Genomic DNA, 14,345 nt, shown 5'->3' with positions numbered 1-14,345 from the left:
CAATCGTTCTTAGTTCGCAGTTTTTAGTTTATAGTTTATTTATTTCGCAACTCGCTGCTAATAGTTACCTCGCTACAGTTCTTAGTTTCAGGTTTCAAGTTCCGTGACGGCGGTAAACAGCGAGCGGAGCTGTATTTGCTTTATGCTTTAAGCCTTAAGCTTTCGGCTGTATTCTGCATTCGCCTACAGCTTGTAGCGTAGAGCTTACAGCTGTATTTACAACCTTCCGCCTTCAATTGCGAGCCTCGAATATGAAGCCCTTGTCAACCTGTTAACTTGTCAACTTTTCAACTAACAGTGCACACGTTTGCCCAAATAAAGAAACGGGATAAGGATGCAGCAATCGGGTAGAAGCGTTAATTTGACACCAATTTACATTATTTGCCTAATCGATTAACTAAACAGCCGGTTTAGTAGTAAAAAAAGAAGGGTTGCTTCTTTTAAAAAACTGCTTTTGCCTGCGAAATAAGATTGCTATGCCAGTAACTCCTGCTTATTATATTAATATCCTGTTAGCGCTGTTTCCCGATGTATATCAGCGTATTGCAAATCACTTCTTACGCTCACAAGCACATTTTGCGCTTTTTTCGTTTGCATTTATTGGTAAAAAGATGTACGCACCGGCTGCAAATACAGTGGCCGGCAGGTCGTTGTTTTTTAAAGGAATTGCTTAATCGATTAAATATTATAACACGTTGAAAAAGAAAGTCTCTATACATGATATTGCCAAACAGCTAAACGTTTCGGCCGCAACGGTTTCTTTTGTGCTGAACGGAAAGGCTACCGAGAAGCGTATCAGTGGAGAAATGGAACAGCGGATCCTGAAGCATGTAAAGCAATTAGGCTACCGGCCAAACCGGGTAGCGAAAAGTTTACGCACCGGTAAAAGTAAGATCATAGGTATGCTGGTTGAAGGTATTGCCGATCCTTTTTTTTCTGCCATTGCACGCAATGTGGAAGAACAGGCCTACAAACTCGATTATAAGATCTTTTATGCCAGCACCGAAAACGAAACGCGTATTGCAAAGGATATCCTGGGCGCTTTTCGCGACACGCAGGTAGATGGTTATATTATTGTACCGCCACCCGGTTTGGAGGAGGAGATACAAGGTTTGATAGATGATAATTTGCCCGTGGTACTTTTTGATCGGTACTTCCCCGGACTGGCCACCTGCAATATTATAGTCGACAATTTCGACGGCGTATACCAGGCCATGCGCCATTTTGTAAAACATGATTATAAGAACATAGGGTTTGTGACCATTCATTCAACGCAAACCCAAATGCGCGACCGATCGAGCGGGTATTATCATGCTGTAAATGAAAAGGGGCTTACTCCTTATGTAAAAATGATCGGCTTCGACTTAAAGCCCGACCAGGAAAAAATAACAGCGGAAATAAAACAATTCCTTCAGGATAATCCGAAAATAGAGGCTGTATTGTTTGCAACAAACTACCTGGCTATTAGCGGACTGGAAGCAATTAAACAACTCGGTCTTTCAATACCAAATGATATTGCGGTTATCGGCTTCGACGATAACACCCATTTCTCCTTATTCTCACCATCGATCACAGCGGTGGCACAACCTATCCGGGAAATATCTGACCAGGTAATGCAACAATTAATGGCCTGTTTAACCGGTAATGAAAAGTTACCGGGGAAGAAGACCATTGTATTACAAACAAAACTCATTATCCGCGAATCGAGCCAGGTTAATAAGTTAACGAGTTAACAGGTTGACGAGTTAACAAGGGTAGGCGTGGCAGCCTGAAATTATTCGGCGGTGCCGGATAAAAGAACTATGAACTAAAAACTAAGAACTTAAAACTAAGTACAATGAGAAGCTTTCAACGATTGCTTTGGAAGTCTGTTGCTTTTACTTCCTTTTTACTATTGCTATTGCTAAGTAATACAACAATAGCACAAACCAAAACAGTTTCGGGTAAAGTTATCAATGGCGATAATAAAGAACCCGTCATTGGTGCTACGGTAAAAGTAAAAGAAGGGAAAGAAATTACTACAACCAAAGAAGATGGTACGTTCATTTTACCGGCGCCTGCCAATGCATCGATTGAGATCAGCGCTGTAGGATTTATCACACAAACAATACCGGCCGATTTTACCCAGGCCATGACCATTGGCCTTGCCGTAAACAATACTTCTTTAGGCGAAGTAGTGGTAGTAGGTTATGGTACTGCCAAAAAGGGGTCATTGACCGGTGCAGTATCAACTGTAAATGCAAAAACTTTCCAGGACCGTGGTCCAATTGCGAGCCCTCTGGCAGCATTACAGGGGCAGGTGCCTGGGGTGGCGGTAACGAGAAGCTCGGCGCAACCGGGCCGTGAATCGTGGAATTTCCTGATAAGAGGTAATTCATCGACTAACGGTACTGAACCCCTTGTGATCGTTGATGGACTGACATTACCGAATACTGCGGCCCTGAACTCTTTTAATCCGGCTGATATTGAGAATATTTCTTTTTTGAAAGACGCTGCTGCTGCTTCTATATATGGTTCCCGCGCCGCCAGTGGTGTTGTACTCATTACCACCAAAAGAGCCAAATCGGGCAAAGCATCCATTCAGTACAATGGATCGCTGTCGAAGAAAAAAATTGGGCTGCTGCCCGAACTGGTGGATATAAAAGGATGGGGGCCCATGATGGAGGAAGCGAAAGTTACCGATGGCGTGGCGCCAAATGATATCTGGTACAAATATGGCAAGCTGGCGCAATACGCAGTGGCTAACAATATCCAGTACTTAAAATATGCCGATGCGGCTACCTGGTTAAATAACCAGGGATTGGGCGCTGCCGGGTTTTTTACCGATGTTAAGGATTTTGTATTCTTCCCCGGCACTATGCAGGATGTATTGTGGGGAGATGCAGTTTCCAATGAACATCAGTTAAGCATCTCATCAAAGGGCGATAAATCGGGTTATCGTATTTCATTGGGTTACCTGAACGATGGCAGCCTGTTACAGGTTGGCAATAATTCCAATAAAAGATATAACCTTCGTCTTACGCACGATTATCAGTTCTCTCCAAAGCTGAAGATGGAAAGCAATTTCTCGCTCGAAAAAAATGATATTATTCAGCCATCCAATATCGGCGCGGTACTTAATAACGGTATTCAACCAGGTATGCCATTGGAAGCCATGAACGGCAAACCTTATGTGTGGGGTTCCGGCATTGGCAATGCCACTACCAATAACATAGCCAAATATGGCGGTGATGGCAAGGAACTGAATACCCGTTTGAACAGCAGCATTAATCTTACTTATAATTTTACAAAGAATCTGAAAGGTGTAACTGCCATCGGGTATTATTTTAATAACACCGATTACAGAACGCGCGAGAATGCGATCACCTGGTACGATTACTCGGGTACAATACCCATTTCTACATTGTCGCCTTCAAACAGCAACAGAAGCTTTTACCAGCGTGCCAACCGCAAAGAGGCGTATTATAACGTGAACGCTTATTTGGAATATGCAAAAATATTCCATGAAGACCATGATGTAAAAATGATGGTTGGTACACAATACGAGCGGCAGGAGGTTGCCAGCTTTTTGGCCAAAGCGTTTGATGTAATGGCCGATGTACCTTCTTCATTAAGTCTTAGCACCGGCGATGGTACTTCAAAAACAGTAGGTGAAGACCAGTATCATGTCGCTTTGGCAGGGTATTTCGGGCGTTTTAATTATGCCTATAAGAATAAGTACCTGTTCGAAATAAACGGTCGTTATGATGGTACTTCGCGGTTTCAGCAAGACAACCGGTGGCAGTTCTTTTATGGATTTTCAGGAGGTTGGCGTATTTCGCAGGAACCGTTTATGGAAGATATTTCTTTCCTCAATGACCTGAAGTTAAGAGCCTCCTGGGGAAATGTGGGTAACCAGTATACTACAAGACAGAATTTGTATGAATATGTTCAGCTCATGAACCTGAATTTCTCAACCGGCCCCGGCAGTGCAGGGTTTCCTATTATTGGCACCAGTCCGGTAGTTCGGGTGTCGCCCGGCGGTATACCTGCGCCCGACAGGACCTGGGAAAGAGTACAAACCACGAACCTTGCCATGGATTTCAGTGTGCTCAACAGCCGGTTGAGCGGAAGTGTTGAATTGTTTAGAAAAAATAATGACAACCTGTTGCTGCCCCGTACGCTGCCGGCAGTGTTGGGCGCTGATGCCCCCAATACAAACAACGGAAAGTTGAGGACCGATGGCTGGGACCTGTCAATGACATGGAGCGACCGCATTGGTAAAGTAACCTACCGTGTTGGCGGTAATATTTCAGCTTATAAAACCAAGTTGGTAGATTTTGGCGGACAAACTTTAATAAAAACCGATGATCGGGGTTTAAATAAAACCGTACAAGGATATCCGATCAACTCGTATTTCGGTTTGGAATATGCCGGTAGGATACAGACCGATAAAGAGCTGGAGGATTACCGCGCCTATATTAAAGATAATAACATCGGCATGCCTTCCGGTGCAGCCACAGCATTGCCTAACGGCCGCCTGGCATTAGGTGATAATATGTTCAAAGATCTGAATGGCGATGGCAAGATCACTTTCCCCGAAGACGCCAAGTTCCTGGGTACCGATGATCCACGCCTGGTATATTCAATGAATGCAGGATTGGAATGGAATGGCTTTGACGTTAATGTTATTTTCCAGGGTGTTGGTAAACGTACCATTGTTCGTGATGGAAACTGGCGTATACCTGCCAATGTTATTTTTCAGGCACAGAACAAAGCCTTTGAAAATGCCTGGTGGACGCCCGAAAGGACCGGCGCTTATTTACCTCGTATTTCTGCAACCGGCGCAATTAATAACTACAACTATTTCCCTTCCGATTGGGTGAAAGAGAATGGCGCTTACCTGCGATTAAAAAACCTGGTAGTAGGATATACTTTACCTGCCAGCATTACGCAAAAGGCCCATATACAAAGACTACGGGTGTATTTTTCGGGTAATGATCTGTGGGAACATACAAAGATCCGCGATGGCTGGGACCCTGAAGCCACCCGGAACGTAAATAATTCAGGCGATACAAATAATAATAACGTAAGCACAAGCAGTGGTCGTTATCCCTTCTATCGTTATCTGACCGCTGGGGTAAATGTTACTTTTTAATTATTAAAACAGGAAAAATGAAAAAGATAACTTTTCAATATATAGTTGTTATTGCCGGGATGGTGAGCGTGGGGCTGGCTGCTTGTAATAAGCTGCTTGATATGAAACCCATCAACGAAATTTCTAACGTTGATTACTGGAAAACGGCCGATCAATATAAATTAGCGGCGAATGAATTCTATACTTACCTGGTAACATTCGCAAATGAGTTGTATGATCCGGCGCCGAGCACCCCGCCTTCACCGCATTCTGATATTCGCAGCGACCTCACCACTTCGCGCAGTGCGTTCAGCAATGGTTCCAACACAATTCCACTTTCTGACGACAACTGGACCAATGCTTATAAACGGTTACGGTCCATTAATTATTTACTAGCAAAAGACAGTGCCGATATTGATAATACTTTAAGGAGTGAAAGATTGGTATATGTAGCAGAAGCAAAGTTCTTCCGTGCGTATGTATATTTTGACCTGCTGCAGCAGTTTGGTGGTGTGCCCATCGTTACCCGGCCGCTTGATGACAAGTCACCGGAGTTACAGGCGCCACGCAATTCAAGAGAAGAAGTGGTAGATCTTATTGTTAAAGACCTGGAAGAGGCCATTGCTGTATTACCGTTGGAGTCAGCTATTATTGCAGCCAATAAAGGCCGCATCAGCAAAGGCGCAGCACAGGCATTCCTTGGCCGGGTAGCGCTTTACGAAGGTACCTGGCAAAAATTCCGCAATGGCGATGCGGCCCGCTATAACGGCCTGCTCGATAAATCCATTGCCGCCAGCAATGCCGTGATCACCAGCACGCAATACTCACTGTTTGCTCCAGGTATATTAGGCGATTCAGCGCAGAAATACATGTTCATTCTCGAAGATGAAAAATCGAACCCGGCCGGCATTAACAAATCAGCCAATAAAGAGTATATTCTCGCCAACCGCTATTCTTATACCCAGCGCCAGATACGCAACAACGTTACACATACACTGCTGGGCGGTGGTATTTCAAAAAAGTTTGCTGATATGTACCTGTGCCAGGATGGTTTGCCCATCACTAAATCTCCGTTGTTCCAGGGGTACGACTGGACGAGGTCTGAATACATGAACCGCGATAACCGCATGCGCTATACGATGATGATCGATAGCAATTATTATTGGGATAACGAGAACCCAGGCGCACGCACCACCTGGACAGGCGATGCTGCTGATATAGCCAGCTCAAGAGGTATGCACAATGCGGGGGGCGGTACCGGTTATCAAAACCAGAAATGGGCAACCGAAAGAAGGTTGAATGATAATGAGGAAGGCTATGACTGGCCGGTGATACGTCTGGCGGAAGTATACCTGAACTATGCAGAAGCTGTGTATGAACGCAACGGAAGCATTAGCGATGCCGACCTCGATAAATCGCTCAATCTTGTGCGTAACCGCGTGAACAAGACCATGCCGAAATTAAGTAACGCTTTGGTTTCAGCGAATTCACTGGATATGCGCACCGAAATAAGACGCGAAAGAACAATTGAATTATACCTGGAAGGCTTTAGGGTTGATGACCTGAAACGCTGGAAAACAGCCGAAACTGAAATGCCGATGAATGTATTGGGCATTAAATGGAAAGGCACCCGCTGGGAAACCCGTTGGGTAGTGAACGGCAAATCGCCTTACCCTGTTGATGCCAATGGCTTCCTGATCTTTGAGGACAGCCGCAAATGGGCGAATAAGAATTACCTGCTGCCTATACCTGCACAACAAAGAACGCTTAATCCAAATCTTGATCAAAACCCCGATTGGTAATGAAACGCATTGGCATAAGTTGCTTAAGTCTGTTATTCATATTGAATGTAACAAGCCAGGAAATAAAAATCCCGGCCACAATTACACCGTTGCATCCGAGGCTTCTCACAAACGCCAGTGAGAAGCCGAGGTTGCAGCAACTGATCGGTTCTGCAAACTGGGCGCAGAACACATTAGAACAATCGAAGAAAGACCTCGATGAATATGTAAACCGTCACCAAACCGACAGTACCTGGATCGTTTCGCGGTTGCAGATGTATTGGAAAAACAGATCCACCGATGTGTTTATAAAAGGCGGCGTATACGATCATGCCGAAGGACAGGCGCCTGTGCCAACAGTACGTTTTACCGGCACCCGCGATGCCGTTACTTCTTATGGTGCGCCAAAGCTGGACGACATTCAACCTTATATGGATGACCCGCGTGGTTTGTATTACGTCAATCGCGCAAAACCCGGCCAGCCATTGGAATGGGTTGACCAGGCAAAAACCGGTAGGGTAGTAGAAGGCATCAATCGCAAGATCATGGGCATGGCGCAAAATGCATCAATTCTGTATTGGTATACCGGTGAAGAAAAATATGCAAAGTTTGCCTATGATCTTTTTAATACCTATATGCAGGGCATTTATTATCGTAACGAACCGTACGACCTTAATCATGGGCATAACCAAACCCTGGTGGGGCTTTCTTCATTCGAAGTTATTCATGAAGATATATTGAACGAATTGACCGTTTGTTACGATTTTTTACATAATTACATTCAGGAGCATGCACCCGCTAATATGTCTATATATGCGGCTGCTTTTAAGAAATGGGCCGATATAATTATAAAGAACGGTGTTCCCTTTAATAACTGGGATTTAATTGAAGCGCGGTTTGTAACTACTATTGCATTGATACTGGAAAATAATACAACCTACAAAGATGGCCGCGGTTGCCAGTTTTATCTCGATCAGGTATTGAATAGATCGGCCGTGCGTCAATGGTCATTAAATGAGTTAATAAAACGCGGCTATGACCCTAACACCGGTATCTGGTTCGAAAGCCCTGGTTATTCGCAGGTGGTAATAACCGAGTTTATGCAATTTGTAATGATGTTCGATCGCGTACTGAATTTCGACCTGCTTGAACAATTGCCCATTCTCAAAAAAGCCGTGCTGGCAACGGCGCAATATTTAATGCCGAACGGCTATGCTGTTTCTTTTGGTGATTCACATTATGGAAAATTGTCAACAGAGCCGGCGAAGCAGGTGGTGATGAATGCCATGTTGCATAAGAAGCCTGAACAGGAAAAGTTATTCACTGCGTTTATTAAGATGATTCAGGAATCGGCAATCGGCAATCGACAATCGGCAATAGAGTCTCGCGATTTGGCTTCATTGCTTACTTATTCGGATTTTAAATTACAAGAATCCATATCGGCAGGTAAGTTGTCTGATTTTGTAAGTCCATTGTTTTATTCACCCAATGTAAGCTGGTTGATGCAAAGGATCGGCACCGATCCACAAACGGCATTGGCCATTTCATTAAATGGTTCATTGGGCAATCATATGCATGCGAATGGTATTTCGCTGGAGTTGTATGGTAAAGGATTGCCATTGGCGCCGGAAGCAGGTATTGGTACTTCTTATTTTCAACCCGATTATACAGAATACTATTCCAAATTTCCGGCGCATAATACCGTAGTGGTTGATGGTATTTCTGCTTACCCCGAAATGCGCAGTAATCATGGTTTTAAACTGAACAGTTGTTACCCGGCATCGGGTGTAAGATCCAGTATCTTTCCTTATATAACATTCGCCGATCTGTACTTCCTGGAACCCGAAACCAATGCCAGTCAGCAACGGATGATGAGCATTATTCGCACCAGCGATACAACCGGTTATTATGTAGATGTATTTCGTTCAGCCAAAAAAGAAGGCGGCGATAAATACCACGATTATTTTTATCACAACATGGGGCAGGGGCTTACAGTGAGCGACAATAAAAACAAGCCTGCAGATCTACAGCCTGTTGACAAACTCGCATTTGCCAATGGCGATCTGTTTGCTTACGATTATTTATATGATGAGAGATCGGTACAAACTGCAGGCGATATAAAAGCCACTTTTCAATTAAAAATGCCCGGCCGCGATTCCATCTTTATGAACATGTGGATGAAAGGCGCACCCAACCGGGAGATCTTTACCATGAAGTCGCCCAGGTCAACCGCCATCGACAGAGGTATTGTGCCAAAAGAGATCAGTGAGTTGCCATTGCCAACTATTGTGGCGCGGCAATATGGCGAAGCGTTTACAAAACCATTTGTGGCGGTGTTTGAGCCTTCATCCAAAAATCAACCTGCTACCATTTCAACAATTACCTCATTTACGCCAGCCAAAGCGCCGGCCGGTTTTGCCGGCATTGTTGTTGAAAGTAAGAGCGGCAGTAAGGAAACTATTTTCTCAACGGCTGCCGCTGGTGCAACCGTCACTTATAAGAATTATTCATTCCAGGGTACTTATGCCGTGGTTAGTGAGTATGGCCATGAAATAAACTATATGTTCATTGGTAACGGCCGTTCGTTGTCTAACGGCGGCCTTACCTTAACTGCCAACAGCGACAGCGCTTCGGTGGTATTGTGCAAACAAAAGGATGGCTGGTACATTGGTGGCTCGCATGCTTTCACGCTTACCATACCCCAGCAATTATTAGGGAGCACGTCTATAAAATTGACATCGGGAACAGTGACAGGGAAGAAGAAAATTGTAAATGGCAAGAATGTGTTGTCGTTCGATCTGCCGGCTATGTCTTATACAAAAATTGACTGATACATACGGATGAAACAAATAAGTACGATCTTTTTTGCAGTGTTGTTAATGGCCTGTAATAATAAACCGGCCGAAATTGACATTGATTCAGCCTTGCATTACTGCATAACCCAGGCGAATAAAACGCTGAAAACGCTGCCGGCAGATGCTGCTCAGATCCCACGCAGTATTGCAAATGGTAAAACCGATTGGCGTTTTGTAGGCTACCGCGACTGGACATGCGGCTTTTGGCCGGGCATTTTATGGTATGCATATGAATATAGCAATGACGAGGCTCTAAAGCGTTCTGCCCAACGTTATTCCCGGGCATTGTTCCCATTGGTTGATTCTGCAGCTATTGATCATGATCTGGGTTTTCAGGTATTCACCAGTATTGGCAATGGATATAGGTTAACACACGATACCTTGTATCGTACTGTTTTGTTACGGGCAGCCGATACGCTGGGGAAATTGTTCAACCCAAAAGTAGGTACCATACTTTCGTGGCCGCGCAAAGTGCCGGGTGTTGACTGGCCACTACGGCACAACACCATTATGGATAATATGATCAACCTGGAGCTATTATTCTGGGCTGCTCAGCATGGCGGTAATAAACAGTTGTATGATATTGCCGTAAAGCATGCGGAAACCACCATGCAAAATCATTTCCGCCCGGATTATACCTCTTATCACGTTGTGGTGTATGATACAGCAACAGGGAAGAAGATAAAAGGCATCACCCATCAGGGGTATAGCGATAGCAGTATGTGGGCGCGCGGGCAAAGCTGGGCTATTTATGGTTTTGCGATGGTATACCGCGAAACAAAAGACCCGCGTTTTTTAGATTTCGCGCAAAAGGTGGCTGATGTGTATTTAAATAAACTGCCCGATGATCTGATCCCTTATTGGGATTTTAATGCGCCCGGTATTCCCAATGCGCCCCGCGATGCTTCAGCAGCAGCAGTAACGGCTTCTGCCTTGCTCGAATTAAGTACATTGGTAACCGACACGGCTAAAATGAAAATGTATTTAAAGAAAGCGGTGCATATGTTGAAGTCGCTTTCTTCTCCTGCTTACGAAAGCCGCCAGGTGAATAATGCATTTCTTTTACATAGCACCGGTCATAAACCCAATGGCGGCGAAATAGATGCTTCTATTATTTATGCCGATTATTACTTTATAGAAGCATTGTTACGATTGAAAAAATTGAAGGAGGGGAAACATATATGAAAAGGATCATTACAATAATTGCAGCCCTGTTTGTATTATCGAATGTGTTTGCACAGAACATAATCGATTCAACAAAAGCGGTGATCACTTCACCCGATAAAAACTATACCGTTACGTTTTATCAAAAACAATTGGCCGGTGGTACCCGCGGTATGTTTTATACGCTTACCTATAAACAACAACCGGTGATCGCTGAGTCGGTGTTGGATATACAGTTGGATAATAATTTGTCAGAACGCGCCATGGCATTGAAGGTTGACAAACATGCCAAATGGTGCGAGAACTTACAGGTGAAGGCCATTAAGTATACATCAAAAGATAGCAGTTGGAAACCATTATATGGCGAACGAAGTATTATAAGAGATAATTACAATGCGGTAACTATTGAGCTGGTAAAAGATGATAATCCTATTTACTGGATGCACGTGGAGTTGCGCGTATACAATGAAGGTGCAGGTATTCGCTATTTTTTTCCCGAGAATATTAAAGGAACATACTATAGAGTAGTGGCCGAAAATACCGGTTTTACCTTGCCGGAAGGTACAAAGGCCTGGCATGCATCGTGGGCGCAGGCGCCGTATAATTTATTGCCATTGAACAATTGGCCCGATGAAAGTGAAAGGCCCTTAACCCTGCAATTGCCAAATGGCTGGTACGCCTGTTTGGCCGAAGCGCAAATGGTTGATTATGCACGCACCAAATTCAAACTAAGTAAAGAAATACCCAATACAATTGTAACGTCGATGTACACACCGGCCGATCTTATTTCACCGGTGGGTACGCCCTGGCGGGTAATTATGGTAGCCGAAAAACCCGGCGACCTGGTAATGAACAATGATCTTATTCTTAACCTCAACGATCCTTCAAAGATCAAAGATGCAAGCTGGATACAACCCGGTAAGATCATGCGGGTGATGACGCAAACAACCAAAGATGCATTTGAGAATATCGACTTCGCTGCAAAACACGGGCTGCAATATATTTTGTTCGACTGGAAGTGGTATGGCCCCGCATTCACCTATACTTCTGATGCAACCAAGGTGGCCATCCCCGATTTTGATTTGCCCGGTATCATAAAATATGGAAAAGAAAAAGGCATTGGTGTATGGTTATACTGCAATCTGCAGGGGTTGTATGCACAGTCTGATTCGCTGTTTCGCGTGTATCACAGCTGGGGCGTAAAAGGCGTAAAATTCGGTTTTGTACAGGCTGGTTCACATCGCTGGACAACCTGGCTGGAAGAGATGTTTAAGAAATGTGCTGAGAATAAAATAATGGTGAACGTGCACGACGACTGGCGCCCAACCGGTGAGCAAAGGACCTGGCCCAACCTTATGACGGCTGAAGGTATTCGTGGTAATGAAGAAATGCCCGACGCTACGCATAATACTGTATTGCCATTCACACGTTATATAGCCGGCGCAGCGGATTACACGATCTGTTATTACGACAAACGTATAAAAACAACACACGCCCATCAGCTGGCATTGGCAGCTGTTTATTACAGTCCTATTCAAACGTTGTATTGGTACGATAAACCGGCAATGAGCAATAACGAACCCGAGTTGGAATTTTGGGATAAGATCCCCGTATCGTGGGACGAAACCAAAATTGTACAGGGTAAACCCGGCGAGTATGTGGTAACCGCCAGAAGAAAAGGGGACGACTGGTTTATTGGCGCTATTACAAATAACGATGCCCGGTCGTTACAATTGACATTTGATTTTCTGCCCAAAGGAAAAAAATACACGGCAACTATCTATAGCGATGATGATGCCGCGCCAACAAAAACAAAAGTGGGTATACAGAAAAAACTAATACTTGGCTCTACAATAATGGAGAGTAAATTAAAGCCATCTGGCGGACAAGCCATTTGGTTAACCCCTGCTGTAAAATAATATATTGATCAAAGGGATTGGGAGAAATTACCAATGCCGGATTAAATGTGTTACCTTTTAGTACAATTAAAACCATCAACATGCAAGTTTCTTTCGATACCCCGGCTACTGCACAGAACGGAAGCACATCTTCTTCCGCCAACCTGTTCGGTATATCATTGATTGCTGCCCTGGCCGGTTTTATCTTCGGTTTCGATACCGTTGTAATTTCAGGTGCGAACCTGCCCATTAAAGAACTATGGCATACCTCGCCCTGGTTCCATGGTTTTTTCATAATGTCTATGGCCCTATGGGGAACAGTAGTTGGCGCCATCTTTGGCGGTTTGCCCACACAAAAATATGGCCGCAAGAAAGTGTTGTTGTGGATAGGTGTTTTTTTCAGCGTGTCGGCACTGGGGTCGGCCGTTGCCAACGATCCGTATACGTTTTCTTTTTTCCGGTTTATTGGTGGCCTGGGAATAGGGGTGTCGTCGGTAGCAGCGCCTACTTATGTGTCTGAGATCTCTACACCCTCTACAAGAGGCCGCCTGGTTGCCATGTACCAGTTCAATATTGTGTTTGGTATTCTCGTTGCCTTTCTCTCCAATTATCTTCTGCAGGGAGTAGGGGGAAGCAACGACTGGCGTTGGATGCTGGGCGTTATGGCCATTCCTTCGTTAATCTATACAGTTATGGTGTTCAGTATTCCAGAAAGTCCACGCTGGCTCGTATCTGTAAAAAAAGATGACGCCTCTGCCAGAAAAGTAATGGAGCGGCTTGGTATGACCAATATAGATGAGGAGATCAAACTGATAAACGCCAGCGCGGAACATGAAGCGCATGCCGGACATGACAGCAAACGCTTCTTCAGCTCAAAATACAAAACGATCCTGTGGCTTGCCTTTCTTGTAGCTTTCTTTAACCAGTGGTCGGGTATCAACTTCATTTTATATTATGCACCGGAGATCCTCAGCCAGGCGGGTTTGGCCGCTAAAGAGTCACTGTCGAATTCAATTGCTATTGGCGGCACCAACCTCATCTTTACTTTTGTGGGCCTTTACCTGATAGATAGATTGGGTAGAAAAACGCTGCTGATCATCGGCTCGCTGGGATATATAATCAGTTTGGCCATGGTTGCCTGGTGTTTTTATGCGCATGCCAGCGCCGGCTTGCTGCTGGTATTCCTGTTGTTGTTTATTGCATCCCATGCCATTGGTCAGGGAGCAGTTATCTGGGTTTTTATTGCAGAGATCTTTCCCAACAAAGTACGGGCGATGGGGCAGTCATTCGGCGCCAGCGTACACTGGGTGTTTGCGGCGATTATTACCCTGATAACACCGGTATTTTTAGATAAAGAAAACGGTGTTTTTAAAGATTTAGGTCCCTGGCCCATCTTTGCCTTCTTTGCATTTATGATGGCGTTGCAGTTATTGTGGGTACTTACGAAGGTTCCTGAAACGAAGGGTGTTTCGTTAGAAGAATTGGAAAAGAAATTAGTTAAGAGTTAACGATATTGAACCTACGATTCATC

At 44.5% G+C, this 14,345-nt stretch carries 8 protein-coding genes; all 8 read left to right on the top strand.

What is annotated here, in order from left to right; all coding sequences use genetic code 11:
• The first annotated feature begins 476 nt into the window (after positions 1-476).
• The 8 genes from GGD38_RS19550 (at position 477) to GGD38_RS19515 (ending at position 14,322) form a co-directional block, all read left to right on the top strand.
• Complete coding sequence (locus GGD38_RS19550; RefSeq protein WP_375302075.1) at positions 477-674, top strand: hypothetical protein; 198 nt, start codon at positions 477-479, stop codon at positions 672-674.
• A 21-nt stretch (positions 675-695) separates the two neighbouring features.
• Complete coding sequence (locus GGD38_RS19545) at positions 696-1,733, top strand: LacI family DNA-binding transcriptional regulator (protein WP_375302074.1); 1,038 nt, start codon at positions 696-698, stop codon at positions 1,731-1,733.
• Positions 1,734-1,837: 104 nt separating this feature from the next.
• Positions 1,838-5,137 carry a SusC/RagA family TonB-linked outer membrane protein gene (locus tag GGD38_RS19540; RefSeq protein WP_375302073.1) on the top strand — a complete coding sequence of 1,100 codons (3,300 nt, stop codon included), beginning with the start codon at positions 1,838-1,840 and terminating at the stop codon, positions 5,135-5,137.
• A gap of 17 nt (positions 5,138-5,154) precedes the next feature.
• A complete protein-coding gene (locus tag GGD38_RS19535) occupies positions 5,155-6,918 on the top strand; it encodes a RagB/SusD family nutrient uptake outer membrane protein (RefSeq protein ID WP_375302072.1) in 1,764 nt (587 codons plus the stop codon).
• Positions 6,918-9,728 (top strand): heparinase II/III family protein, encoded by a 2,811-nt coding sequence (locus GGD38_RS19530; protein WP_375302071.1) that lies wholly within the window; start codon positions 6,918-6,920, stop codon positions 9,726-9,728. The genes GGD38_RS19535 and GGD38_RS19530 overlap by 1 nt, the downstream gene beginning before the upstream one ends.
• A gap of 9 nt (positions 9,729-9,737) precedes the next feature.
• Positions 9,738-10,937, top strand: a complete 1,200-nt coding sequence (locus GGD38_RS19525) for a glycoside hydrolase family 88 protein (RefSeq protein WP_375302070.1) — start codon at positions 9,738-9,740, stop codon at positions 10,935-10,937.
• Positions 10,934-12,835: a glycoside hydrolase family 97 catalytic domain-containing protein gene (locus tag GGD38_RS19520; RefSeq protein WP_375302069.1), complete on the top strand. Its 1,902-nt coding sequence runs from the start codon at positions 10,934-10,936 to the stop codon at positions 12,833-12,835. The genes GGD38_RS19525 and GGD38_RS19520 overlap by 4 nt, the downstream gene beginning before the upstream one ends.
• A gap of 80 nt (positions 12,836-12,915) precedes the next feature.
• The gene (locus GGD38_RS19515; RefSeq protein ID WP_375302068.1) at positions 12,916-14,322 is read left to right on the top strand and encodes a sugar porter family MFS transporter; all 1,407 of its coding nucleotides are present in this window, start codon (positions 12,916-12,918) and stop codon (positions 14,320-14,322) included.
• Positions 14,323-14,345: the final 23 nt, after the last annotated feature.

It is taken from the genome of Niastella sp. OAS944 (assembly GCA_024809215.1).
Classification (GTDB): Bacteria; Bacteroidota; Bacteroidia; order Chitinophagales; family Chitinophagaceae; genus Niastella.
Note: the sequence above shows the minus strand (reverse complement) of the source record. Positions and strands in the feature narration are given on the sequence as shown.